Genomic DNA, 23879 nt, shown 5'->3' with positions numbered 1-23879 from the left:
CATAAAGGAGAGCACACCCCATGCAGCTATCTCTCCAGGAATTCATCGCAAAGCAGGCCGCAGAGGCAGGCTTTTCCGCCGCCGGAATCGCTGCCGTGCCTGAGCCGGGATCCCCGGAAGATCAGAGCGGCCGCGAGAGTTTCGCGGCATGGGTCGAGCAGGGAAATGCAGGCGAAATGGAGTACCTGAAGCGCCGCAATGAGCAGGGCCAGCTGGTGCGTTCATCGTTGCGCGTGGCTGTGCCGTGGGTCAAATCTGTCATCGTATGTGTTACAAATTACAATTCTTCGCAGCCGCTTTCGATTCACTCTGCCCCTGAAGGTTCCGGCTGGATTGCACGCTACGCATGGACTGGACAACAGGCAAACGACGGCAGCCTCGTTCCCAGCGATTATCACAAGGTTCTCTTAAAGCGCCTGGAGAAGCTCGACGCGGCGCTTAAAGAATCGCTGGGGTCATTCGAGTCAAAATGCTACGTTGATACCGGGCCACTGGTCGAGCGCGTTTATGCACGCTACGCCGGCATCGGCTGGACAGGGAAGAACACCTGCATCCTCAACCAGAAGCTTGGCTCCTGGTTCTTTCTGGGAGTGATTCTGACCTCGCTGGAAGTCCCGGAAGGCCAGCACGCGGAGCTGGCTGCAGACCGCTGTGGAAGCTGCACGCGCTGCATTGACGCTTGTCCAACTGGGGCGCTTACTGGGCCGCGTCAGATGGATGCAAGCCTATGCATCTCTTATCTCACGATTGAGAAACGAGGCGAGATTCCTCACGAATTGCGTGAAGGCATAGGCCGCCAGGTTTTCGGGTGTGACATCTGTCAGGATGTCTGCCCATGGAACCGCAAGGCCCCGATCGCCGCTGATCCGGAACTACAGACGCGAACTGAACTGGTGAATCCTGCGCTCGACTGGCTTGCGGAATTGAATCAAGAAAATTTCGCACAACTCTTCTTCGGCTCGCCCGTCAAGCGGTCGAGATTTGAAGGGCTGCAGCGAAACATCGCCATCGCCATGGGCAACAGCGGACTCAGACGTTTTCTACCCAAGCTTTATGAGTGGTCACAAAGCGACGATACCATTCTGGAGGAAACTGCTCTATGGGCGATTCAACGCATTGAGAACCGCCTATAGAGCAAGAATTGTATTAGGCAACTTTTTCCCAGATCTGCTCGCCCGGAATATCTTCGGGCCACATTCTCTTGTAAATATTTTCAAGCGCGTGCATAGCATTGTGAGGATTGAATTTATTTCTCAAGATGCGAATAGCTCCGTGGCTCAATCTCTCCAATGAGTCCGGTTGTTCGCTCAAATACGAAACAGCATCAAACGCCTGGTTCGACATCGACTCATACGCTTCATCAAGAACGGACCAGTAATCATTCGAGTGCGCCGCGTTCGCGCCGCTCCAACCGTTGCGCTCATTTTTCGGCAGCTGCATAATATAGCCGTTTTTGCCGTTGGTCACCATTTCCGGCAGAGCGCAAACATTTGTAGTCAAAGCCGGCACTCCCCAGGAGAATCCTTCAAGCACTGAAAATCCGAAAGTATCGTGCAGAGTAGCGAGAAGCAGGAGATGTGACCGTTCCAGAATTCGCTGGACATCCTGGTTGGGCAAAGCTCCATGAAATGTGACATTCGGCAGGTCCATGTATTTCAGGTCTGCGGCATATCGCTCCGGATCGGGATGGTCCATATGCTCACCTTGCGCATATCTCATCGCCGACACGATATGAATGTTAACCTTCAGTCCCATGGCAGCGGTCTTCTTCGCCAGCCGCAATGCAACAATGCCACCCTTGCGGGCAAAGTTGTTACCTACAAATGCAATTTCTAGTGTTTCTCCTTTTTTCAATTCTCGAGGCTGGTTTCGCTTTACCGGCACGGTGGGATAAATCACAGACAGCTTGTCCATAGCGTGTGGAAGTTTTTTCCAGTCCCGGTTTTCCAGCTGGAAAATTTTCGTAGCCCAATGCGACATGGCTACGATGCCAAGGCACTTCGGAATGAGGACCTGCTCTCGCAGAAGTTTTTCGAGTATCTTTGAACGATTGTGCGTTCGAGGCAAACCCGACTCAAAAGTTACAACCCATGGAGTTCTTGGCGCCAGTGGGATTTTATTCATGCAGTGCATGATCTGGTAGCGCTGCGTATGAGAATGTAGTGCGACTGCATCGGCAGCTTCCCAGAACCGGCCAAGATTGTAAAAGCGCGTTGATGTTGTATATTTCCTGACAGCTTCGGGCAGGTTAAACATCATCAGGTAATTATCCGGAATCAGTACTTTCATGAGACACAACTCTCCCTCTGAAGCAGCTTGAAATAAACCTGAAGGCAGAGGAGTGCTCGTCCACTTTCTTCGTTCTAAAGGATGTTGCGTATTGTGTGCCGCGCTGGAGCTGCAGCTGTCTAGAGATGTTTTTTACTGATAGAGACAACTCTTCTCAAAAAGGTTGGACGATTTTGGATGAACAGTGTGAGTGAAATGCATGTTCAATCCAAAAGATAGTCTGAGATAGCCCAAGATAGTAGAGGGCTTGGCATGCAATTCAGAGAGATACCACCCCTGTCATCTCCACAGGACTAAGGAGAGCAACAGGTCGCGTGCATGGCAACACAACCCTCTGGCAGGCAGAATCAAGGATGGCATCCGGCCCCTGCTTCGATCCCGGGGCCGGTCTCAAAGAAAGCCGTGGGAATTCTAGGTATTGCGTACCACGTTGGCTGCATTCAGCCCTTTGGGGCCCTGCTGGCACTCAAATTGCACCGGCTCGCCCTCATTTAATGTTTTATATCCAGAGTCCTGGATGGCAGAGAAATGGACGAATACGTCCTCTCCGGTTGAACGCTGGATGAATCCATAGCCCTTGGCTCCATTGAACCACTTCACAACGCCGTTCTCTTTCACGCCTACTCCTTTCGCTATAGCTCCAAGAAAGCCTGTAAAACACGAAAAGCCGCCATTTCCGCATTGGCAGCTCTTTTGAGGAGACAGGATTTCCGGAAACTGACCCGAAACACAAACAAATGGCCTTCCAACAGATACTTGATCCGTCTAAAAAGACAAATCGTGCCATAAGTTATGGCAGCAAATGGGTATGGAAAGCAAGAAAAAAATGCAGGGTAAGTGTAAGATTTTTAAGATGTTACCTTAGGACAATGTCCTCCAGTAACTAGAAGTCACACGTATGAAAGATTCTCAAGGGGCTTCCAATATGACGTTCACTGGCCCGGCTTGTTAGCATCACCGTTAAAGAGATATGTCTTTAGTTGTGGAGCAGAAAGCAAAGGATACACCGTCCAGACGGCCCGTTGAGGGGTTATGGGGGCATGTCGCTTCATTAGCTCGCTACCTAGTACAGACCGAGGTGCACACTTACGCCTTCAGCGTGGCAGCAAATGCCATTCTCTCGCTTTTTCCATTTATTGTCTTGATGTTTACACTGACGCGCCGAGTCTTTCATTCGCAGGCCATGGAGGATGTCATCGGGGACATGCTGCGGTATTTTCTTCCTTCGAACCAGGATTTTGTGGTGCGCAACATGAGCCTGCTGGCCAATCCCCGCGGCGGCGTGCAGATCGCTTCCATCGTGATGTTGCTCATTTCCTCCTCTGGAGTATTTCTTCCCCTGGAAGTGGCGTTGAACCGTGTCTGGGGAGTCACAAAGAATCGCACCTACATCATGAATCAGCTCCTCGCACTCGGGTTGGCGATCGGCGTAGGCTTGCTGGCGCTGACCTCCATTGCCTTTACTGCCGGCCAGAATAGAATTCTGAAGTTCCTCTTCTTTGGAAAGACCGACAATATCGTTTATTCGTTTTTTGAGAATGCATTCCTGCAAATCACCGCTGTTTTTCTGAGCATTGCCATCTTTTCTGTTATCTATTGGGTATTGCCGAACCGCAGACTTCCTTTAAAAGCGGTTTTGCCGACGGGAATCGTAACTGGGCTGCTCTGGGAAGGGGCAAAGATAGTGTTTGTAAAGGTACTGCCGCTGCTTGACCTCCGCTCAGTGTATGGACCATTTTCCGTTTCCGTCACGCTGATGATCTGGGCCTTCCTGACAGGGCTTCTGCTGCTGGCGGGGGCGCAATCATCGGCAACGCGCCACGCTCTCCGCTTAGCGCACGAGGCCGACGTTGAGGCCGCCCAGAAAGCGGAAAACTGAAGCTTTTTTCGCGATTGGCGTGGTTCGCGCTACACTCAGTCCAACAGCCGAAAGCAAACACAGGGCGAATATGGGACGGGTACGAAATTTTGAAGCTCGCGTCTTCCATGCGGTTCGACGCGAGCCTCCACAGAGCAGGGTGCACCGTCTCGCCTTCTGGCTGCTGGTTATTTACCTTGCCCTGATGCCCCTGCGCCTGCTCCCGGGCATGACTGGCCATTTCTTCAGTGGTCTTGGCGCCTTCACGCTTACTCTGCTGGTGATCTTCTGTATTCCTCTTCTGTTCCGCTGGATCTTCGGCAGGTTCCTGTGGAAGCTGCGCAATCGTCTCATCATGACTTATCTGCTGATGGCGCTGACGCCGGTGGTTCTGTTTGTACTGATGGCGATTATTGCGCTCTATCTGTTCAGTGGGCAGTTTGCCATCTTCGTAGCAACCACGCAGATTCAGGGAGAACTCGAACGCTTTGCAACCGAGAACCTGGCGTTAGCCACCCATGTAGCGCACGATTTACAAGGCAGGAGACCGGCAAATATTGCACTGCCAGAGGGGCTCCGTCTGCCTGGTCACGAGGCTGAGGGGCTGCAGGTAGCTGCATTTCAGGATGGCAAACCGGTTCCGGTTCTTCCCGCTGAATACCAGGCACCCGGCATAACGCAGGTTCCGATGTGGGTGCATGATCAGTTTCACGATGAGTTCAGGGGTTTGGTAAACGATGACCGAAAACTCTATCTGCGCGCCATCAATTCATACACAGGCTTTGGTCACACAACAACCGTTATCAGCAGTCTTCCTGTAGACAAGGCCAGCATCGATCAGATTGCTCATGGGATCGGCAGGATCGAGATCCTGCCGAATCTACCAGCAGAGACTCCGTCAACTCCAGTTCAACCGAATACAAAAATCACCGTCCGCGATCAGTCTGAGCCGGAAATAAATGTCGAAGTCAACCACAGAAAATTAACGAACCAGGAGATTAAGAAAGAATCAATCACTGGTGGAACTCTCCGCGGGGCGCAGCACTTCTATGACATTCCGATCACATTCTATTCGGCGTCGCTTGCTGCGCCTCTGGAAACAATAGACTGGGCCACCGGCAAATCTCACAGCTCGCCAACCATCGTAACTTCGCGTCCCTCGCTGCTGTATGAGCGCCTCTTCATTACGTCTCTTCAGGTCGCTACCGTCGTGCAGAATGTGCTGATTGGCGTAGCCGTTTTCTTCGGAGTGCTGGAACTGGTTGCCTTCATTATGGCGATGCGGTTGAACCGTACCATTACGCGATCGGTCAATGATCTCTACGATGCTACGCTCGAAATTGACCAGGGAAACCTGGCGCACCGGATCAAGGTCGAACGCAATGACCAGTTGGCATCCCTTGGCCGCTCCTTCAACCGCATGTCGTATTCCCTTGAACGCCTGCTGGCCGAGCAGCGTGAAAAAGAGCGCCTGCAGAGCGAGCTCACAATTGCGCAAGAGGTTCAGGCAAACCTCTTTCCCCGCGGTGCAGTTTCGCTGCCCATGCTGGAACTGCACGGCGTCTGCTATCCAGCACGCACTGTCAGCGGCGATTACTATGATTTCCTGGTCTTCGGCGATTCTCAGCTCGGGTTGGCGCTCGGCGACATTAGCGGCAAGGGAATTTCCGCTGCTTTGCTAATGGCCACACTGCACTCCGCAGTGCGCGCCTATCGTTTTGCTGGCGAGGACTTGGTTGCTGTCCCAAATCTGCAGGCGAAGAATATTTCGGGGAATGGAAACGTAAACGAAATAGATCCGTTCCTCGAGCCGGCACGCATCCTCACGCAATTGAACCGCCATCTCTACCGCAGTACACAGCCGGAGAAGTATGCGACCTTGTTCGTTGCACATTACGATGGCTCGAGCCAGCAGCTCACTTATTCCTGCGGAGGACAATTGCCGCCGCTGGTTCTGCGCAACGATGACACCATTGCGCGATTAGGCTGCGGTGGCACCGTCGTCGGCCTGCTCGAAAATGCCACTTACGACCAGGGCGTCGAACAGCTGCAGGCAGGCGATATCCTCATCGTCTATAGCGATGGAGTGACGGAGCCTGAAAACGATTTCGGAGAATTCGGAGAAGACCGGTTGTTAGACGTGGTGCGACGCCATCGCGACAAGCCGCTCGACGCCATCTCCGAACAGGTAATGCAGGCTCTGCGCAACTGGATCGGCGGTCAGGAACAGCCCGACGACATTACACTAGTACTTGCACGCCAACGATAATGAAAGAATGAAGCATGCAGAAAAAGGCAAGGTCTATCTAGTAGGTGCAGGACCGGGCGATCCCGATCTACTGACGATGCGCGCCGCTTCCATGATCCAGACAGCTGACTGCATTTTTCACGATGATCTCGTCGCTCCCGAGATACTCAAGCTTGCGCGCGCCGATGCAGCAGTAGAAAACGTCGGCAAGCGCTGCGGCAACAAGGCTGTTACACAGGATCAAATCAATGATCTGCTGATTGAAAAAGCGCAGGCGGGGGCGAGTATCGTGCGCCTGAAGACCGGTGATCCGATGCTCTTTGGTCGTGCTGCTGAAGAGATAGAAGCATTGCGGACGGCCGCAGTTTCTTTTGAAGTAGTGCCTGGCATTACCGCTGGATTTGCCTCCGCCGCTGCGCTGCATGCCTCGCTCACGGACAGGCGTCTTGCGTCGAAAGTCATCTTCCTGACAGCGCATCGCGCAAAGAGCGGAGAAGAAGCCGGCTTCGATCCGCTGCCACACGATGCGACCCTCGTGATCTACATGCCCGGTTCCAATTACACTCGCCTGGCAAAGCAGCTAACAGATGCCGGCATCGAGCCTGAAACTCCATGCATCGTTGCATCGAGCGTGTCTACCTCTCAGGAAAAGGCCGTCCACACGACTATCCGCGACCTAGCTCATCTCGCATCTTTGCCGGCCCCCTGTGTTGTCCTGGTGGGAAAAGCTATTGCACCCGGAACGCCTTAACAACAATCGCATTCGGTTGCTTCCCGGCAGGCAGCATGGTGAAGAGCGAGCCAATGCGGTTGGTCCCCGAAGGTGACCGGCTGATCACGCGCACCACCGCAACATCGCCCGAACGCGTGTCGGCTACCAGCAACAGATGCCCTTCCGCAGAAAAGGCCAGTGCATCTGGGCCGCCGCCCACAGGAACTGAGTTGATGCGTCTGCCATCGTCGATCGAATAGACGCCGATTGCATCCGCATTGAAGTTGCTTACCCACAGCGTCGAGTTGTCCGCGCTCACAATCGAGCGCACAGGGTGCGCGCCAATCAGATAGGCTCCGCCAACTTCATTAGTTGTGATTGTTATTTCCGAGATCGTATCGCTGTCAAAATTGGAGACAAAAATCTCGCCGCCATCAGGCTTCAGCGCAATGTGAACTGGAGTTTTGCCAACATCAAGAAACGTGAGCAGGCGATCGGCATGCTCACTCGCGAGAGGGCTTTCAGGCTGCGCCAGCCCAATGACCATGATCTGATGCCCACCAGAGCAGGCAATGACAGCCTTCGAAGAATCACGCTGAATGACCGTGTCCGTCGCTCCCGGGCAGCCGCCAAAAACACTGCGCACTTTATACGAATGCGGATCAACCACGGTCACACTGCCGCTAGTGCGGTTGCTAACGACAAGGCTATGGCCATCCGGAGAAATGCGCGCCATCCCCGGCGCCTCTCCGACTCCGATGGCCCTTATTTCGCGCCGCGCGCCCAGATCAATCACAGAAACGTTGTTCGATCCTGGGTTGGCAACATAGGCGCGAGTTCCCTGAGCGTCTACATCGATGAAATAAGGCTTGCTATGGACCGGAATCGTCGCTGTGACAATGTTCTTCTCTGCGTCGATTACACTGACAGAGTTGCTGCCCGTGTTGACCGCATAGATTTCATCCCGCACCGGATTTGCCGCAATGCCACTGGGGTTCGCGCCCACCTGCAGCACTCTGTCCTGCCGCAGATTTACCAGGTCAAGAACCGTGACTGTATTGCTCCCGCCATTGGTCACGTAAGCGTATTCACGATAGTTGGAAGGGAATTGAGGAAAATCATGCGGCCTGCACGCCATGAATGGAAGAAGGCACACGAACAGCCAGGCGAGCTTCGCCAATACATTATGCAATTGGAAAGGCTGATAGTCTTGCGGAGCCGCCGGCATTCCCCTATTTTGCAGCAGAGACTTCCGTAATCTCGATGCCGTGTGGCACGTTTCTCCCGAGAACTGCCGCAATCTGTCCGGCCTCTTCCATCAGTTGTACAAACTGTTCCGGATAGATCGACTGCGCACCGTCTGAGAGCGCCTTATCGGGTTGGTTATGCACTTCAACGATCAACCCATCGCAGCCCACGGCAATTGCCGCACGGCCCAGCGGAATGACCTTGTTGCGCTTGCCCGTGCCGTGGCTCGGGTCAACGATAATCGGCAGGTGACTCAGTCGCTGCACCGCAGGCACAATGCTCAGGTCGAGCGTGTTGCGCGTGTGGTCAGCAAAGGTGCGAACGCCGCGCTCGCACAGAATCACCTGATAGTTGCCTTCGCTCATGATGTACTCAGCAGCCATCAGAAACTCTTCAAGTGTGGCTGCAATACCGCGCTTTAAGAGAACTGGTTTGCGCTTTTTACCCGCAGCCCGCAGTAGCGAGAAGTTCTGCATGTTGCGCGCGCCAATCTGGATCACGTCCGCATATTGGTCGACCAGCTCAAGAGCTTCATGGTCGATTGCTTCGGAGACAATCCGCAGACCAAATTTCTCGCGGATCTCTGCCATGATCTCCAGTCCCTCTTCACCAAGCCCTTGAAAGGAGTAAGGAGAAGTGCGTGGCTTATATGCTCCACCGCGAAAGAATTGCGTGCCTGCATTGGCCACCTGCTCGGCGACAGCAAAAGCTTGCTCGCGCGTTTCAATTGAGCAGGGCCCAGCAATCATGGCAATATTATGTCCGCCAATAGTGGCGTTAGTTCCGGGGAAGTGGATGACTGTGTCTTCTTCCTTGGCGTCGCGGCTCACCAGCTTATAGGGCTTTGAGACCTGGATAACCTCAGCTACGCCGGAAAGCTCTTCAAGATTTCCCTGGTCGATCTGCCCTTGATTGCCGGTAATGCCAATGGCAGTGCGCTGCGCTCCTGGCAGGGGATGGGGGCGGAATCCTAATTGCTGAATATGATCGCAGACTGCCTGAATCTCTTCCGGCGTAGCCTGCGCTTTCATGACGACGAGCATAGTAGAGCCTTTCCTGGTGCTTCAGTTCAAGTTTAACGGGAGCACCAGGCAGAGGCAATGAAGGTGTTCAACTGCTAACGACCCAGCCTGCAACAAAAAGTTTTCTTGAACGAAACTTTTGTTTTAGCAATTGTGTCTTTAATCAACAGGGAAACAGTGCCTGACCGCACGTGTTTCTTTCATAGCAGCAAACCCTCCTCGGACAACGAGGCTGCTGCAAAGTGGCCTCGTTGTTTTTTTATTCTACTGCTGAAAAGCGACGCATCTCATCCAAAAAAATGTGTTGGATCATGTCTTTGTGTTAAGGAAAGACACCGAGAGTTTTAGATGCGCGGCACCTGTATATGAGTGACCCAAGAATCAGAATATTCAGGCAAGGGAGGAATACTCTCCTAATTAAGCCCTGCGAAATAAAAAGCCAGACGAGGCTAAAAGCTCTCATCTGGCTTTTCCTGCGATAGCAGTTGTAGAAATAGGCTAAACAGTTGTTTTTGCGCAAAGCTCGTTGAAGGCTCGCGCCAGTTCCTGAGCGATGGCTTGCGCTGTATTGTTCTCAATCACAAAGCGCTGCATAAGGTAAACCAGCTTACCGTCGCGCAGAATGGCAATGGCAGGTGAAGTGGGAGGATTACCTTCGAAGTATGAGCGGGCGCGCTCGGTGGCTTCGCGGTCCTGTCCGGCAAAGACGGTGATGGATTGATCGGGAAGAGCGGCGTTTTGCAACGCGAGCCGTACGCCAGGGCGCATCTTGCCGGCGGCACATCCGCAGATCGAATTGACGACCAACATTGTTGTTCCGGGCTTCGCCAGCGCCGCGTCTACTTCTTCTGCGGTGCGCGCTTCCTTGATGCCTGCGCGGGTCAGCTCCTCGCGCATCGGGATCACCATAATTTCTGGGTACACTTTTCTGCTCCTCCGGCCTGGACTTAGCCAGCCACTGCTTCCATTGTACGAAGCTCATAAGCTGCTACGCCAGTCCTGATAATGTTGAGATTGATGCGCCTGCTTGAAGAAGTTTTGCTTGCTCCATACACGACATTTGGCATTGGCGGCCCGGCGCGCTGGTTTGTCGAAGCATCCAGCGAAGACGAAGTGCTGGAAGCGGTGAAGTTCGCACGCGAGAAGGATGCGCCTTTGTTTGTGCTTGGCGGCGGCAGCAATCTGCTGGTGAGCGATGCGGGTTTTCGTGGTCTTGTTCTAAGGATTGCGCTCAAAGGAATCGAGCAGAGCGGGCCAAGTTTTTCTGCGGCGGCGGGCGAAGAATGGGACACATTTGTAGCCAGAGCTGTATCACAGAACTATACGGGAATTGAATGTCTTGCGGGTATTCCTGGAAGTGTTGGTGGAACTCCTGTGCAGAACGTTGGAGCATATGGGCAGGAGGTTTCCGGGACGATCCATTCGGTACGCGTGCTTGATCTGGAGTCAGAAAGCTTTGTCACCTTGAGTGCTGCCGAATGTGGATTTGCATACCGTCGCAGCATCTTCAACAGCATGGCGCGCGGGCGCTACATTGTGACGTGGGTTGAATACGTTTTAGTACCGGATGGCAAGCCAATAATTTCCTATGCAGACTTAAAGCGATACTTTCAGGATCGCGGAGAGCCTTCGCTTGAGGAAGTCAGTGCTGCTGTGCGCGAAATCCGCCGCCAGAAGGGGATGCTGATTGTGCCGGGCGATCCAGATTGCAGGAGTGCGGGCAGCTTCTTCAAGAATCCTGTCATTTCGAAAGAGCGCTTTGAAAAAATCGCAGATCAGATGAATGGCGTGACTGCGCCACATTATCCGGACAAGGAAGGGTACGTAAAGCTTCCGGCAGCGTGGCTGCTGGATCAAGCTGGTTTTCACAAGGGCTATGCCCTGGGACGCGCTGGAATCTCCAGTCGCCATACATTGGCGTTGATTAACCGTGATGGCGCATCAGCGAAAGATATTGCGGCATTGCGCGACCGGATTGTTTCGACGGTTGATGAGAGATTCGGAATCCGACTGGAACCTGAGCCGGTCTGGGTTGGGTGAGCGTGATACCTCGGGGGAGCTAAAGCCCTCGCTTGCCTCTCTAACTGCTGACTCCCAATTGTTGTAACAATTCTTGCCGCCAGCGTGCGAGCACTTCGTGCACCGGGCCTTGCGTTTTTATGCGGCCTTTTTCCATCACTACCACTTCTGCTTTCGTCTGGTATGCCTCGATGGGATCATGCGAGACATAAAGTGCCGGCACTTCGTGTGTTTTGAGCCATGGGGTCAGGTCGGCGAGGATGGATGTTTTGAGCTCGGCATCGAGGCCCGTGAATGGCTCGTCGAGCAGAAGCAATGCGGGTTGCGGCGCCAGAGCGCGGGCCAGGGCGACGCGCTGGTATTCTCCGCCTGACAATTCTGCGGGCAACCGGTCCGATAGCGCATCGAGGCGGAAGATCTCAAGCATTTTCTGAATGCGCAGATTGCGTTCGCTGCGAATGAGGCCATGTAGGCCGAATGCGACGTTGCGGTGGACGGTCATGTGAGGAAAAAGTGCCGGATGCTGCGTCAGGAATCCGATGCTGCGTCTGCCTGCGGCAATGGCGACACCGCTTTGTGTGTCGAGCAGGGTGCGATTTTGCAGGGTGATGCGGCCGCGCTGTGGAGTGAGAAGTCCGGACAAGATGCGGAGGATGGTACTTTTGCCCGCGCCTGAGGGGCCGAAGAGAACGGTCCATGGCGCTGTGAGTTGGAAGCCTGCTTCGAGGTGAAATGCACCCAGGTTGTGGGTGATTTCCGCGGTAAGGAATGGAGCTTCAGGCACGCCGCGCCTGCTTTCTCAAGCTGTAAACAAGAATCAGGGCAAACAGAGATACGACGAGAAGCAGAAATGCGGTGTGGTTTGCTTCGGTGTAACGGAAGTCCTGGACCTGGTCGTAGATGGCGATGGAGAGTGTGCGCGTTGCGCCGGGGATATCGCCGCCGATCATGAGCACTACGCCGAATTCGCCTATGGTGTGCGCGAAGCAGAGCACTGCGGCAGCGAAGAGCGATCGCCGTGAAAGCGGCAGCAGGATTTCAAAGAGAGTGCGCAGACGGCTTGCTCCGAGCAGGTGGGCGGCGTCGAGGATCTCCGAATCGATGGCGGAGAAGCCCGTCATCACCGGCTGTACTGCAAAGGGCAGGCTGTAGATCATCGAGCCGATCACAAGCCCACTGAAGGAGAAGGCTAGAGGATGGCCGGTGAGGTGAATCAGGAAGCGTCCAATGGAGGTGCGCGGCCCCATCAACACAAGCAGGTAAAAGCCGAGGACTGTCGGCGGCAGGATCAGAGGCAAGGTTGCGATTGCTTCCACCAGAACTTTCCAGCGCGCTTTGCCAAATGCCAGCCACCATGAGAGCGGAATCGTAAGGAATAGGAGCAGTGCAGTGGTAACGGCAGCGAGTTTCAGAGTGAGCCAGAGTGCTTGCAGGTCCATCAGCGGGCCGGCTCCAGCCCGCGCGCGGCAAGTTCTTTCTGTACTGCTGAGGAAAGCAGGAAATCGAGAAGCTGGTGCGCGGCTGTTTTGTTCGAAGAATTCTTGAGAATGACTGCGCCCTGCTCAATGGGTGGATAAGAACTTTTCGGCATGACAACATAATGCCCGCTGGCTCGCAGGCGATCGGAGAGTGCCGAGGTCAGAGAGATCAGTCCGACCTGCGCGTTTCCTGAGTCGACGTATTGTGCGGTCTGCGCGATGTTTTCAGCTACGACGAGTTTTGGTTTGAGCTGATCATAGAGGCCGAGGTTCTTCAGTGAGGCTTCGGCGGCGCGTCCGTAAGGTGCATGCTGGGGATTGGCGATGGCGATGGTTTTCAACTCGGCGGCGCGTAGTGTGTCGACGGAAAGATCGTGGAAGGCTGAATCGTTGCGCGTCCAAAGAACGAGTGTTCCGCGTGCGTAGGAAATGGGCTGCGTTGACTCGGCAAGTCCTTGAGTGATGACGTGCTGCGGGAAGGAGAGATCGGCGGAGAGGAAGAGATCAAAAGGGGCGCCGTTCTCGATCTGTGTAGCGAGCGTGGCTGAGGACTGGTATGACGCGTCCACATGAATGTGTGTTTTTGTTTCGAATTCAGCAAGGATTGGCGGCAGGACAGGCTGGAGGTCCGCGGCGGCGGCGAGGCGCAGATTTTGTGCGGCAGCCAAAGGTGCGAATAGCAGCAGAAGCAGCAGCTTATACACGCAGCACCATAACTTCGGTGGATTTGATCAGCGCAGCGACGGTCTCTCCTACTTCAAGCTGCATCTCGCGGGCGGCTTCGGCGGTGATGATCGAGTGGATGACCTGCCCGCCGATGGAGAGCTTGACCTGGGCGAGAAGGCCATCGATCTTGAGCTCAACGATGCGGCCCACAAGCTGATTGCGTCCGCTAAGTGTTCGCATCATTTGGCGCCGGGGCGTCTCGGGGCGCCTGGCTTTGTGCAGATAGCTGTCCAGCTCTGATTCGGGGATACGGTAATGTCCGCCGGGCGTTTTCACGGCTTTGAGCTTGCCGTGATAGAGCCATTGCTTCACAGTCGGATAGGAAATTCCGAGGCGAAGAGCGGCTTCCCGTGGAGTAAGCAACGATGCCATCCTGCGATTTTATACGATATTCGATTTTCATATAGACAATTCATAGTGGCTTCATCGGGTGCGTGCGAGGCTGAAAATTCCTGGCTTCTGACTGTTGGGAATGAAGAGGGATTCAGGCTTAAAGAAACAGTTCTGCGCTCAGATGCTAGGCTAGGGATATCCATGGAAAATTTTGGACATCAGCTGCGCTGCACCGGCTGCGCGCGTGTGGTGGAACAGCACGAATTGAAAGAAAACTTCCGCTGCGAGGCGTGCGGCGATCTCTTTGAGGTGATTTATCCCTCGTGGAGCGCAGGCTATGCGGCGGCGGAGGCAAAAAAACCGAACGCAAGCGCGATGCGCTGGCTGTGGAAAGAGCGCTGCGGCTCGAATGAAGAGGCTGACCAGAGTGGGGTCTGGCGTTTTCGCGAGATGCTGCATATTCTGCGTGACGAGCGGAACATCGTTTCTCTGCGCGAAGGAAATACGCCGTTATATCAACTGCGTCGCGCAGCAGACTCGACTGGTATAGAGAGGCTCTATGCCAAGCATCAGGGTATGAATCCCACGGGGTCGTTTAAGGACACGGGCATGACGGCCGCGCTGTCAGTTGCGCATGAGTTCGAATACCAATGGGTCGCCTGCGCTTCGACGGGAAATACATCGGCTGCAATGACTGCTTATGCTGCGCGCGCCGGAATGCGCAGCCTGGTGCTGATCCCTGAGGGGAAGATCGCCTGGGGCAAGCTTTCGCAGGCAATGGATTACGGGGCACTGACAATTCAACTGAAAACGGATTTTGACGGCTGCGTGCGTGTGCTGACGGAAGTGGTGAAGCGGGCTCCGGTGTATCTGCTGAATTCGGTGAACCCCTATCGTTTGGAAGGGCAGAAGACACCGGCGCTTGAGATTGCTGAGTCCTTTGACTGGGAGGTTCCTGACCACGTGATTGTTCCTGGAGGAAACCTCGCCAACAGCTCTGCGCTGGGCAAGGCGTTTCTGGAGATGAAGCATCTTGGACTGACGGCGCGATTGCCCAGAGTTTCTGTAATTCAGGCGGAAGGTGCCAACCCGCTCTACCGCAGTTTTCAGGAGAGCGGCGGCGAAACGCTGCATCCGGTGAAGGCGCATACGCGCGCATCTGCCATCCGCATCGGCAATCCGGCATCATGGAAAAAAGCGGCGCGCGTCATCCGTGAGACAGGAGGGTGGTGCGAGCAGGTGAGTGAAGCGGAGATCGCGCTGGCTAAGGCGGAGATCGGCGCGGAGGGAATTGGATGTGAGCCTGCGTCTGCCGTAACCCTGGCGGGACTGAAGAAGCTTGTACAGCAAGGCAAGGTGCATCTGCATGAAACAGTGGTGCTGCTGCTTACCGGGCACACACTGAAGGATTCTGATTACACTATTGCCTATCATCGTGGCGACCTGCTGAAGTCGGAAGAGATTGGTTCACTGCGGCCAGAGATTGAGCTGACACGGCGCAACGCGGTGGAACTTGAGGCTTCAGCCGACCAGGTGTTACGCGAACTGGAGGCGGTGACGAGCCGATGAGTGCAGAGACGCTTACTCTTCGATTGCCGGCAACATCAGCGAATCTAGGACCGGGCTTTGATGCACTGGCACTTGCGTTGTCACTGTATCTGGAAGTTGAAGCAACTCCAGCGAAGGAATACTCGATTGACGCGACAGGACGCAATGTTGACATATGCGGGGCGGTCGAGCGAAACCTGTTACTGCACACCTACAAAACGATCCTTGCGCAGCAGGGTGTGGAAGCAATACCCTTGGCGATCAAGATGCGGAACGGCATCCCCATTGGAATGGGGCTCGGTTCATCGGCGGCGACGCGCCTGGCGGGAGTGGCCATGGCATCGCACTTTGGCAGTCTTGGGTGGGACCGCAGCCGCATTCTGACAGAGGCCTCCCGGGTGGAAGGCCATCCGGACAATACGGCTGCCTGCTGGCTGGGGGGGCTCACCGCTGCGTGCTGGAAGAATGACGCGGTTGAGGCGATCTCGCTTACGCCACGCGTTTCGTGGCCGGTGCTGGTCGTGTTGCCGCAGGAGCCATTATCCACAACGCTTTCGCGAACAGTGGTTCCGCTGAATTTCAGCCGTGCAGATGCAGTTGCGAATCTTCAACGGGTGGCTTTGCTGACAGCGGCATTTGCGACAGGGCACGGCGAATTGCTGGCGACTGCTGTGGAAGACAAGCTGCATCAGCCATACCGGGTCGAGGTATGTCCTTTATTAAAAAAAATGCTGCCCCTTTCCGGAAAAGAGGAAATTCTGAGTGTCACCTTGAGCGGAGCCGGACCTTCCGTGCTGGTTCTGATTGAATTTCCGAGTCAGATTGACGCTGCAAAAGAGTTGATTCTACAGCATGTTGCGGGCGAACTGGTAGAAATCATCGACTGCCAGATTGAGGTTGCTTCTGCCAATTGCCGGGTGGGGCAGCCTGTTACAAAATAAGTTATGGTTACTTTTGGATTACCTAAGTTTGCTTTACACCACCGACCATAGGTATTAATTTCGCATTCGTGGGCAGTTCTGGGGGAGGGCTGCTCTAGCGCCTGTGGCTCCGATTTGGAGCCCAGGCGCTTTTAGTTTGTGTGTGTGCGAGCGGGTCATGGCTGTTGCGACCTTTCGTGACCATATATCATCAAACGAAGTGAATTTTGTGGTCCTTATTGTTTGGGCCAGAATTCTGAGAAGGAGGAGCATGGCGGGTCTGGCGGTAGTAGAGGTAAACGACACAAATTTTGAGCAAGAGGTACTCCAGTCGGATCAGCCTGTTCTGGTGGACTTCTGGGCAGCCTGGTGTGGGCCTTGCAAGGCGCTGGGGCCGATCGTGGATGAAGTGGCATCCGAATACAGCGGCAAGCTCAAGGTGATGAAGATGGATGTGGATCGCAACCAGGCGACGCCGATGCGGTATGGCATCCGCGGTATTCCTGCATTGCTTCTCTTCAAGGGCGGCAAGGTCGCCGACCAGATTGTCGGCTATGTGCCCAAGGACACGATTGCACGCAGCATCACTCGCGTGATCGACTAAGATTTGTAAGAGGGATTTGTTGAAAAGGCCTGCAATCAAGCAGGCCTTTTTCATTTATGCGTACTTGCGAAGTACACCAAGAGCGCGTCCCTGGATGGCAACCTGGGCTGCCGGGACATAGATCGGATCCATTTCTATATTGGAAGGCTGCAGGCGCACCATGGAGCCTTCGACATAATAACGTTTGAGCGTGGTTTCTGCGCCATTCACCAGCGCCACCACGATTTCTCCTTCTCGCGCGGCTCGGGTTTTTTCCACAAGAACATAGTCGCCATCCACAATATGCTCGTCGCGCATGGAATCGCCGTGCACCTGAAGCACAAAGACATCGCGGTTGCCGATGATGTCGGCCAGGGAAATGCTTTCCGAAGTTTCTAGGCCTTCGACGGGAAATCCAGCAGCGATGCGGCCTGCGAGCGGAAGGCGATCGAGTGTACGCGACTTGCTGCGGGCAGGCAGAATGTCAATCGATCGACTGCGATTGTGGGCACGCAGCAGGAGCCCTTTGTTCTGCAGGTTGGTAATGTGCTTATGGACTGTCGCCAGAGACTTGAGGTTCAGCCCGTGGGCGATCTCTTCAAACGATGGCGAGTAGCCGTTGCGCTGCACGAAGCTGGAGATGAAATCCAGCACCTCTTTTTGCCGCCGTGTGACTGCCATACGGCCATTGTAGCGAATAAAAAGCGAATTGCCAGTAATTTTTTTCTGAAGTTGATTTGGAAACGTCAAATCTGCACGTCAAGAAGGTTAAGAAAAATCTAACTAGTCATTCCCGTTTTGAACCGCTCATTCTCTAACGTTCCATTTCAAAACCAGGCCCGATTTTCCTCTCAAGCATTTCTTGTGTTCCACCAGCGATACAGGAGAAGTTGAAGGTGCAGCGAGGAATTCAGGATGCGTTTCTTAGTCGCAGATGACGATCAGGCTCTGGCGCGGTTCCTGCGCCGGGGGTTCGAGGCGGATGGCCACCAGGTGACTCTTGCGACGGATGGACAGGCAGCTATGGACATTTTTCTCGAAGAGGCTCCTGATCTCGCCGTTCTCGACCTGAACCTGCCGCGCAAGGATGGAATAGAGGTCCTTGAGTTTTTTCGTTCGGTCAGCGATGAAACACCTGTCCTCATATTGACTGCAAGGCATGAAGTAGAGACAAGAATCCGCTGCCTTGAGATGGGCGCTGACGACTGCATGCTGAAGCCGTTTTCGCTGAGGGAGCTTCGCGCCCGCTGCCGCTCATTAGTGCGCCGAAGGAAGACGGCAGGACTGGTGCTGCGCTATGGGGACCTGGAGCTGAACCGGGTGGATCGTTCCGTGACACGGGCGAGTGAGGCTGTGCAGCTCACCAACAAGGAATTCGCATTACTGGAATGCCTGTTGTTGAACCGCGGGCACTGCGTTTCCCGCATGGAGCTGTTGCAGCAGGTGTGGGAAACGAGCCCCGATGCGGGGACCAATGTTGTGGATGTGTATGTGAACTACCTGCGCCGAAAATTAAAAAACACGGGGGAGATTCCGCTCATCCAGACCGTGCGCGGGCAGGGTTATTCGATCGGAATGCGGAATCACTCATAAGGGAGGGATTATGGCTACTGCTGCCTCGATTGTAAAACGCTCTGTGTCTGCTCCGGCCAGGACTGCGGTCCTTACCAGCGCTGATCTCTCGTTTCGCCAGCGTGTGAAAGAAACGCTCGCCGGATTGCATTGGGACGTTCGTGAAGCGGCTGGCGGGGCGGAGACCCTGTCCCATCTCGACAACGCTCTGGCGGAAGCAGTCATTATGGACTCATGGCTGCCTGATCTCGAGATTCAGGAATTTATTGCAGAACTGGACCAGCTTTATCCTGAAGTCGATCTGGTGACTGTTGATGGCGCGAATACTGCGAAGGCAGCGCACAGTCCGCGCAGAAATGAAATTCACTATGCGCTGCGCCGCGCACAGGACGAGGATGGAGCGATCTGGAACAGTGCTCCGGTGATTGATCGATCCGAGGAAACTCAGAAAGCTTCAGGAGCTTCAATTGCAGAAGGGTTGTCCAAAAGTGTAACTACTCTGGATACAAAACCAACCATGGTGGATTCTTCGTGCAGATTGCCTGAATTTATCGGAAATCATCCGGTGATGTTAGAGGTGAGCAGGCGCATCCGTATGGTGGCGCAGCGAAACACAACCGTCCTGGTGCAGGGACCTACGGGGACAGGCAAAGAACTGGTTGCGCGGGCGCTTCACAGATTAAGTGCGCGTTCCTCGCGGACGTTTGTTGCCTTGAACTGCGCTGCCATTCCTGAGGCATTGCTTGAAGCTGAATTGTTTGGCCATACGCGAGGCGCTTTTACCGGAGCCGTTCAGGGACGCATCGGGCGTATCGAGGCTGCGCATGGCGGAACACTGTTCCTGGACGAGATTGGTGAGATGCCATTACCACTGCAGGCCAAGCTGTTGCGTTTTGTAGAGTGCGGCGAGCTGCAGCGCGTGGGAGAGAACGAACCTGTGCGCGTTGATGTTCGGATTATTGCTGCTACGCACCGATCGCTCGCCAAGCTTGCTTCACAGGGGGCATTCCGCGCCGATCTTTATTACCGGCTCTCTGTATTTCTGGTGAAGACGCCGGCACTCTCCGCCCGCAAAGAGGATCTGCCATTGCTGGTCGAGTACTTCCTCAAGAAAATGGCGCAGGAGAGCCCCGCAAAATCAATCACTGCTGCGGCAATGGAGAAGCTGGCAATGTGCAGTTGGCCGGGAAATGTGCGTGAGCTCGAACATGTTCTGGAACGCGCATGGATTCTCGCTGAGCAGTCACATGAGATCGGTGTGGACGAAATCGAATTCGGCGAGCAGACCGGAGATTTCTGAGACTTTTCTAATCCAGCCGACCGTTTCTTGGCTCATTCTGTGCAGACAAGAAAGCGCAACCCCTGTCTATCGGCAGGGCATGAGAAAAGGTGAGAGTGTATGCAGATTCAAACTCCGGTAAGTGATGCGCTGGAGCGGTACCTTGATCTGTCGAACACGGAGTTGAAGCTTACGGCGCAGAACATGGCGAATATTGATACGCCTGGATACAAGGCGGTCGGGTTCAACTTTGCGGGCGAGATGGAAAAATCAATCGGCGAATTATTATCGGGCCAGATGAAGAATGGTGTTGCCCGAAAACCATTCACGCCGGCGGCGGCGCGTATCGGTCTGGTAGATGGTCTGCTTGAGAGGCCTGACGGCAACAATGTATCGATGGATCGCGAAAGCCTGAATATGGCCGAGGCGCAATTGCAGTTCCGTACTGGAGTGGAGCTGTTGAAGCGTGAGTCGCAGCGTGTGATGGATGCGATTCATGTGGACAGCAAGTAGCTTAAGCGGTGAAAGGGGCGAGTTATGAATCTATTCGGTGTTCTCGAAGTGAGCGGATCGGCGCTGAAGGCTGAGCGTATTCGTGCCGAAGTAGTTGCAGCGAATATGGCGAATGCGGAGACGACAAGGACAGCGGATGGAGGACCATACCGCAGGCAACATGTAGTTTTCTCTTCATCGGCTGCTGAGCCAACAACGTTTGCCGGGCAGTTGATGTCGCAGACCGAGCCGCACATGGGAGGAGTGGAAGTATCTGCGGTTGTTCAGGACCCTGTCAGTACGCTGCGGCGCTATGATCCAGGTCATCCTGATGCGGACAAAGATGGCTATGTGAGCTATCCGGACATCAATCCATTGACGGAAATGGTAGATATGATGGGCGCCACTCGCGCGTATGGGCTGAACAGCTCGGCGGTCCAGGCGGAGAAGAGCATGATCAGCTCATCGCTCGACATTCTTAAATCGTAACGCGAAACTCGAGGTCCACTATGCAGACAAATTCCATTACCGCGATAAGCAACATTGCCTCATTGGAAGATTCACTTTCGCAGAAATCTTCTGCACCGGGCGCTCCATTTGCCGGACTTTTTGAGGATGCTATGAAAAACATGCGGCAACTGGAAGACAAGGCTTCGCAGGCGGTCCAGGGATTGCTCGATGGCAGCGGTGTGGACGTGCATACCGCGATGATCGCGACGAGTGATGCCGATGCTGCATTTGAGCTGGCGCTTTCTGTGCGCAACAAGGGCATGGCTGCCTTCCAGCAAATGATGAATATGCAGTTCTAACCGGCAGAGAGACGACGCTACATGGAAGAGAACCAACAGATGCAGCCGGCAGCACCGCCTTCCGGACTCCGTCAGAGTGTAAATGCCATGATGGGGCCACTGCTCGCGCGTCTTCGCGGGTTGGAGCAGCGGCAGAAGGTCTGGTTTCTATGTGCCGCAGGCCTCGCAATTCTTTGTTTTATTGGTGTCCTGTGGTTTGCTACGCGCACAGACTGGAAAGTGCTCTATGCGGGCCTCGAGCCGGCGGACACGCGGGAGATCAGTTCGGAGTTGACGGCTGCGAATATTCCTTTCGATGTTTCTCCGGATGGCGCGACCCTGCGGGTACCGGCGGCCAGTCTTGACAAGGCGCGGCTGGCGACGACAGCCAAAGGTGGTCCTAAGAGCGGCCGCATGGGCTTTGAGCTCTTCGATAAACCGAACTGGATCGGTTCGGAGTTTGATGAGAAGGTGAATTATCAGCGCGCTCTTGAAGGGGAGCTCGAGCATACCATCAACACGCTCTCTGATGTTGAGTCATCGCGGATACATCTGGTGATGCCGCATGATTCATTATTTTCAAGTATGCAGCGCGACGCCAAAGCCTCGGTGGTGCTGAAACTTCGCCGCCGCTCCTTGAGCGACGATCAGGCGGATGCGATTCGTAATCTTGTGGCAAGCGCAGTGGATGATCTGCATCCGGAGAGTGTCACTCTGCTTGATGCTGATGGACATGCGCAGCTAGGGAAGCGCAGCACCAGTGCTGAGGTCGAGGCGCACGAGCAGTCGCTCGAAGAGAAATTGATTGCGACTCTGGAGCCTGTTGCCGGGGTGGGAAATGTTCGCGCATCGGTCAATATGGAGTACGACAACTCAAGCGCCGATGAAGTCGATGAGACTTATGACCCGAATAATGTGGTGACGCTGTCCATGCAGCGCTCAGAGCAGAGCTCCGGAACGCAGCCCGGACCGGCAGGGGTTCCGGGCACGGCAAGCAATGCGCCGAATGTAAAGCCGCCTCTTTTTCCAACTCAGGATGCGGGAACGCAGAATCTTCGTCAGGAGAGCGGCACCTATGGGGCTTCAAAACATGTGCGGCACACGGTACAGAACGCTGGAAAGTTGCGGCGCGTGACTGCGGCTGTGTTGATCAACCACCGCATGACAATGATGGGCGACAAGATGAGCTGGCAGATGCGCACATCGGATGAAATGAAGCAACTCACAGAGCTTGCCCAGACAGCGATTGGTTTCGATAGTGCACGCGGCGATCAGGTGAATGTTGAAGACATCGCCTTCCAGGAGAATTCGATTCTTCCACCCAACCCTGTGCAGCAATTTCTCAACCAGGCGGCACGTTCGGAGGCTGCCTGGAAATATGGAATATTGCTGGCTGCACTCATTTGCCTGGTGTTCTTTGTTGTGCGCCCTATGATGCGCAGGAATGCACCAGCAGAAAATGCCTTAACTGCCACTGGAACGGAAAATCCTCAGTTGCCGAAAGGCTCAGAACAGCCAGCACTCGTTGAGGCAGAAGATGAGAGGACTCTTTTTGAGAAGAAGCGTGCGCAGGCCATGTTTGACGCGGTATCAGAGCATCTTCGTCAGGAGCCGACGCAGGCAACGCGCCTGCTGCAAAGCTGGATTCACGCGGAATAGGGAGAGATGACAATGGCAACTGCTGCCACCATGCCCACGGATACTACGACTCTTATGTCGCCTCCGCCCACGGAGAGACGGCTTTCTATGCGGCAATTGCCGGGAATCAAGAAGGCGGCAATCCTGGTTGTCGCGGTTGGTGACGAATTGGGCAAGAAGATTTTTCAGAACCTTTCTGACCCAGACGTGCAGCGGCTGACCGAAGAGATTGCCGAACTGCGTAATATTCCGCCTGATGTCTCACTGAGGGTCATCGAGGAGTTTTACGAGATGATCGAGACGCAGAGGTACATGATGCATGGCGGTCTCGAATATGCGACAAAACTGCTGGTCGAATCCTTTGGCAAGCAGCGCGCTGAAGATCTATTGGCACTGGTGAAGCGCGCGCAGGAGGCAAGTCAGGGAGATTTGGCCATGCTGCAAAAGGTCGATCCTCAGCAGCTGGGCAAGTTCCTTGATGGCGAACATCCGCAGACGGTGGCCCTAGTGCTTGCGCATCTTGATCCCAAGCGTGCATCACTTGTTCTGAACAGCCTCAGTGAAGAGAAAAAAGTGGCTGTAGTGCGGCGCCTGGCCGAGATGCGCCAGTTCTCGCCTGAAATGGCACAAAAGGTGGCGGTGATTCTGCACAAGCGCCTTCAAACGGTTGGAGACACGAGTCGTAAAGCTTATGCCGGATTCAAGGCTGTGGCCGACCTGTTGAATAGGCTTGACGCTGACCAGGCAAGGAAGATACTCGAACAGATTGAAGAAGAAGAACCAGAAGTAGCCATCAACATCCGCAACCTGATGTTTACCTTTGAGGACCTGGTGACGGTGCCGCTGCAAAGCATGATCGATCTGGTGAGCGCGCTCGACAAGAGGACGCTGGCGATGGCGCTCAAAGGTGCACGCGAGGATGTGCGCGCGCATATCTTCCGAGCGATGTCGTCGCGTGCTGTCGAGATGCTCAGGGAAGACATGGAAGTTCTCGGCCCTGTACGCACGCGTGAAGTTGCTGCCGCGCAGAGCGAAATTCTAAACACTGCGCGCAAGCTTGAGTCAGAGGGAAAGGTCATTCTCAAAATCGAGCAAGGCGATGACCTTCTCGTATAGCCGATGAGTG

Annotated in this window: 25 protein-coding genes; 15 read left to right on the top strand and 10 right to left on the bottom strand. The window is 54.6% G+C overall.

The genetic code is table 11. From position 1 onward, the window contains the following. The first annotated feature begins 20 nt into the window (after positions 1-20). Entirely contained in the window at positions 21-1133 is a 1113-nt protein-coding gene (queG, locus tag AC5S16_RS09410) for a tRNA epoxyqueuosine(34) reductase QueG (protein ID WP_493929801.1), read from the top strand. Positions 1134-1146: 13 nt separating this feature from the next. On the opposite strand, the gene AC5S16_RS09405 is transcribed toward queG, so the two are convergent. Next, positions 1147-2289 (bottom strand): glycosyltransferase family 4 protein, encoded by a 1143-nt coding sequence (locus AC5S16_RS09405; protein ID WP_493929800.1) that lies wholly within the window; start codon positions 2287-2289, stop codon positions 1147-1149. A 411-nt stretch (positions 2290-2700) separates the two neighbouring features. Continuing rightward, positions 2701-2907: a cold-shock protein gene (locus tag AC5S16_RS09400; protein WP_493929799.1), complete on the bottom strand. Its 207-nt coding sequence runs from the start codon at positions 2905-2907 to the stop codon at positions 2701-2703. Between the two features lie 352 nt (positions 2908-3259). On the opposite strand from AC5S16_RS09400, the gene AC5S16_RS09395 reads away from it, so the two are divergent. The 3 genes from AC5S16_RS09395 to cobA all read left to right on the top strand — a co-directional run bounded on the left by AC5S16_RS09395 (position 3260) and on the right by cobA (position 7146). Next, the gene (locus AC5S16_RS09395; protein ID WP_493929798.1) at positions 3260-4168 is read left to right on the top strand and encodes a YihY/virulence factor BrkB family protein; all 909 of its coding nucleotides are present in this window, start codon (positions 3260-3262) and stop codon (positions 4166-4168) included. Positions 4169-4238: 70 nt separating this feature from the next. Continuing rightward, entirely contained in the window at positions 4239-6416 is a 2178-nt protein-coding gene (locus AC5S16_RS09390; RefSeq protein ID WP_493929797.1) for a PP2C family protein-serine/threonine phosphatase, read from the top strand. Positions 6417-6423: 7 nt separating this feature from the next. Beyond that, positions 6424-7146, top strand: coding sequence for a uroporphyrinogen-III C-methyltransferase (gene cobA, locus AC5S16_RS09385; RefSeq protein WP_493929796.1), 723 nt, complete (start codon positions 6424-6426; stop codon positions 7144-7146). Here cobA and AC5S16_RS09380 read toward each other — a convergent pair. From AC5S16_RS09380 to AC5S16_RS09370, 3 genes are all read right to left on the bottom strand, one after another. Next, the gene (locus AC5S16_RS09380; RefSeq protein WP_493929795.1) at positions 7124-8287 is read right to left on the bottom strand and encodes a YVTN family beta-propeller repeat protein; all 1164 of its coding nucleotides are present in this window, start codon (positions 8285-8287) and stop codon (positions 7124-7126) included. The genes cobA and AC5S16_RS09380 overlap by 23 nt on opposite strands. Positions 8288-8339: 52 nt before the next feature. Beyond that, the gene (aroF, locus tag AC5S16_RS09375; protein WP_493929794.1) at positions 8340-9398 is read right to left on the bottom strand and encodes a 3-deoxy-7-phosphoheptulonate synthase; all 1059 of its coding nucleotides are present in this window, start codon (positions 9396-9398) and stop codon (positions 8340-8342) included. Positions 9399-9875: 477 nt separating this feature from the next. Continuing rightward, positions 9876-10301, bottom strand: a complete 426-nt coding sequence (locus AC5S16_RS09370; protein ID WP_493929793.1) for a BrxA/BrxB family bacilliredoxin — start codon at positions 10299-10301, stop codon at positions 9876-9878. Positions 10302-10394: 93 nt separating this feature from the next. Here AC5S16_RS09370 and AC5S16_RS09365 point away from each other — a divergent pair, with 93 nt between their 5' ends. Continuing rightward, on the top strand, positions 10395-11417 hold the full coding sequence (locus tag AC5S16_RS09365; protein WP_493929792.1) for a UDP-N-acetylmuramate dehydrogenase: 1023 nt from the start codon (positions 10395-10397) through the stop codon (positions 11415-11417). Positions 11418-11457: 40 nt separating this feature from the next. Here AC5S16_RS09365 and AC5S16_RS09360 read toward each other — a convergent pair whose 3' ends face one another. The 4 genes from AC5S16_RS09360 to AC5S16_RS09345 are packed head-to-tail and all read right to left on the bottom strand — an operon-like array spanning position 11458 to position 13972. Further along, complete coding sequence (locus AC5S16_RS09360) at positions 11458-12180, bottom strand: ATP-binding cassette domain-containing protein (RefSeq protein ID WP_493929791.1); 723 nt, start codon at positions 12178-12180, stop codon at positions 11458-11460. Then, positions 12173-12835: a molybdate ABC transporter permease subunit gene (gene modB / locus AC5S16_RS09355; RefSeq protein ID WP_493929790.1), complete on the bottom strand. Its 663-nt coding sequence runs from the start codon at positions 12833-12835 to the stop codon at positions 12173-12175. The genes AC5S16_RS09360 and modB overlap by 8 nt, the downstream gene beginning before the upstream one ends. After that, on the bottom strand, positions 12835-13578 hold the full coding sequence (gene modA, locus AC5S16_RS09350) for a molybdate ABC transporter substrate-binding protein (RefSeq protein WP_493929789.1): 744 nt from the start codon (positions 13576-13578) through the stop codon (positions 12835-12837). The genes modB and modA overlap by 1 nt, the downstream gene beginning before the upstream one ends. Beyond that, entirely contained in the window at positions 13571-13972 is a 402-nt protein-coding gene (locus tag AC5S16_RS09345; RefSeq protein ID WP_493929788.1) for a TOBE domain-containing protein, read from the bottom strand. The genes modA and AC5S16_RS09345 overlap by 8 nt, the downstream gene beginning before the upstream one ends. A gap of 162 nt (positions 13973-14134) precedes the next feature. Here AC5S16_RS09345 and thrC point away from each other — a divergent pair, with 162 nt between their 5' ends. From thrC to trxA, 3 genes are all read left to right on the top strand, one after another. After that, positions 14135-15502: a threonine synthase gene (thrC, locus tag AC5S16_RS09340; protein WP_493929787.1), complete on the top strand. Its 1368-nt coding sequence runs from the start codon at positions 14135-14137 to the stop codon at positions 15500-15502. Continuing rightward, positions 15499-16422 carry a homoserine kinase gene (gene thrB, locus AC5S16_RS09335; protein ID WP_493929786.1) on the top strand — a complete coding sequence of 308 codons (924 nt, stop codon included), beginning with the start codon at positions 15499-15501 and terminating at the stop codon, positions 16420-16422. Before thrC ends, thrB begins: the two co-directional genes overlap by 4 nt. Positions 16423-16672: 250 nt before the next feature. Continuing rightward, complete coding sequence (gene trxA / locus AC5S16_RS09330; protein ID WP_493929785.1) at positions 16673-17005, top strand: thioredoxin; 333 nt, start codon at positions 16673-16675, stop codon at positions 17003-17005. A 54-nt stretch (positions 17006-17059) separates the two neighbouring features. Here the strand turns inward: trxA and lexA are convergent, their stop codons facing one another. Further along, positions 17060-17665: a transcriptional repressor LexA gene (gene lexA / locus AC5S16_RS09325; RefSeq protein ID WP_493929784.1), complete on the bottom strand. Its 606-nt coding sequence runs from the start codon at positions 17663-17665 to the stop codon at positions 17060-17062. 234 nt (positions 17666-17899) lie between these two features. On the opposite strand from lexA, the gene AC5S16_RS09320 reads away from it, so the two are divergent. The 7 genes from AC5S16_RS09320 to fliG all read left to right on the top strand — a co-directional run bounded on the left by AC5S16_RS09320 (position 17900) and on the right by fliG (position 23869). Then, positions 17900-18577 carry a response regulator transcription factor gene (locus AC5S16_RS09320; protein WP_493929783.1) on the top strand — a complete coding sequence of 226 codons (678 nt, stop codon included), beginning with the start codon at positions 17900-17902 and terminating at the stop codon, positions 18575-18577. Between the two features lie 10 nt (positions 18578-18587). Further along, complete coding sequence (locus tag AC5S16_RS09315; RefSeq protein WP_493929782.1) at positions 18588-19856, top strand: sigma-54 dependent transcriptional regulator; 1269 nt, start codon at positions 18588-18590, stop codon at positions 19854-19856. Between the two features lie 99 nt (positions 19857-19955). Continuing rightward, on the top strand, positions 19956-20348 hold the full coding sequence (gene flgB, locus AC5S16_RS09310) for a flagellar basal body rod protein FlgB (RefSeq protein WP_493929781.1): 393 nt from the start codon (positions 19956-19958) through the stop codon (positions 20346-20348). A 24-nt stretch (positions 20349-20372) separates the two neighbouring features. Next, positions 20373-20816, top strand: coding sequence for a flagellar basal body rod protein FlgC (flgC, locus tag AC5S16_RS09305; protein ID WP_493929780.1), 444 nt, complete (start codon positions 20373-20375; stop codon positions 20814-20816). A gap of 20 nt (positions 20817-20836) precedes the next feature. After that, a complete protein-coding gene (fliE, locus tag AC5S16_RS09300) occupies positions 20837-21136 on the top strand; it encodes a flagellar hook-basal body complex protein FliE (RefSeq protein WP_493929779.1) in 300 nt (99 codons plus the stop codon). Positions 21137-21157: 21 nt separating this feature from the next. Further along, entirely contained in the window at positions 21158-22774 is a 1617-nt protein-coding gene (gene fliF, locus AC5S16_RS09295) for a flagellar basal-body MS-ring/collar protein FliF (RefSeq protein WP_493929778.1), read from the top strand. A gap of 12 nt (positions 22775-22786) precedes the next feature. Next, a complete protein-coding gene (gene fliG, locus AC5S16_RS09290) occupies positions 22787-23869 on the top strand; it encodes a flagellar motor switch protein FliG (protein WP_493929777.1) in 1083 nt (360 codons plus the stop codon). Positions 23870-23879: the final 10 nt, after the last annotated feature.

Source organism: Acidobacterium sp. FHG110202_01 (assembly GCF_059115305.1).
This window is presented reverse-complemented; position numbering and strand designations above follow the sequence as displayed.

What these genes read in the sequence shown, in the direction of transcription:
- modB (WP_493929790.1), bottom strand. Translation starts at nt 12,835, where the DNA reads ATGGACCTGCAAGCACTCTGGCTCACTCTGAAACTCGCTGCCGTTACC.
- thrB (WP_493929786.1), top strand. Translation starts at nt 15,499, where the DNA reads ATGAGTGCAGAGACGCTTACTCTTCGATTGCCGGCAACATCAGCGAAT.
- flgC (WP_493929780.1), top strand. Translation starts at nt 20,373, where the DNA reads ATGAATCTATTCGGTGTTCTCGAAGTGAGCGGATCGGCGCTGAAGGCT.
- AC5S16_RS09395 (WP_493929798.1), top strand. Translation starts at nt 3,260, where the DNA reads ATGTCTTTAGTTGTGGAGCAGAAAGCAAAGGATACACCGTCCAGACGG.
- fliG (WP_493929777.1), top strand. Translation starts at nt 22,787, where the DNA reads ATGGCAACTGCTGCCACCATGCCCACGGATACTACGACTCTTATGTCG.
- aroF (WP_493929794.1), bottom strand. Translation starts at nt 9,398, where the DNA reads ATGCTCGTCGTCATGAAAGCGCAGGCTACGCCGGAAGAGATTCAGGCA.
- AC5S16_RS09390 (WP_493929797.1), top strand. Translation starts at nt 4,239, where the DNA reads ATGGGACGGGTACGAAATTTTGAAGCTCGCGTCTTCCATGCGGTTCGA.
- AC5S16_RS09345 (WP_493929788.1), bottom strand. Translation starts at nt 13,972, where the DNA reads ATGGCATCGTTGCTTACTCCACGGGAAGCCGCTCTTCGCCTCGGAATT.
- flgB (WP_493929781.1), top strand. Translation starts at nt 19,956, where the DNA reads ATGCAGATTCAAACTCCGGTAAGTGATGCGCTGGAGCGGTACCTTGAT.
- queG (WP_493929801.1), top strand. Translation starts at nt 21, where the DNA reads ATGCAGCTATCTCTCCAGGAATTCATCGCAAAGCAGGCCGCAGAGGCA.
- AC5S16_RS09405 (WP_493929800.1), bottom strand. Translation starts at nt 2,289, where the DNA reads ATGAAAGTACTGATTCCGGATAATTACCTGATGATGTTTAACCTGCCC.
- fliE (WP_493929779.1), top strand. Translation starts at nt 20,837, where the DNA reads ATGCAGACAAATTCCATTACCGCGATAAGCAACATTGCCTCATTGGAA.
- AC5S16_RS09315 (WP_493929782.1), top strand. Translation starts at nt 18,588, where the DNA reads ATGGCTACTGCTGCCTCGATTGTAAAACGCTCTGTGTCTGCTCCGGCC.
- lexA (WP_493929784.1), bottom strand. Translation starts at nt 17,665, where the DNA reads ATGGCAGTCACACGGCGGCAAAAAGAGGTGCTGGATTTCATCTCCAGC.
- thrC (WP_493929787.1), top strand. Translation starts at nt 14,135, where the DNA reads ATGGAAAATTTTGGACATCAGCTGCGCTGCACCGGCTGCGCGCGTGTG.
- AC5S16_RS09365 (WP_493929792.1), top strand. Translation starts at nt 10,395, where the DNA reads ATGCGCCTGCTTGAAGAAGTTTTGCTTGCTCCATACACGACATTTGGC.
- AC5S16_RS09320 (WP_493929783.1), top strand. Translation starts at nt 17,900, where the DNA reads ATGCGTTTCTTAGTCGCAGATGACGATCAGGCTCTGGCGCGGTTCCTG.
- trxA (WP_493929785.1), top strand. Translation starts at nt 16,673, where the DNA reads ATGGCGGGTCTGGCGGTAGTAGAGGTAAACGACACAAATTTTGAGCAA.
- fliF (WP_493929778.1), top strand. Translation starts at nt 21,158, where the DNA reads ATGGAAGAGAACCAACAGATGCAGCCGGCAGCACCGCCTTCCGGACTC.
- cobA (WP_493929796.1), top strand. Translation starts at nt 6,424, where the DNA reads ATGAAGCATGCAGAAAAAGGCAAGGTCTATCTAGTAGGTGCAGGACCG.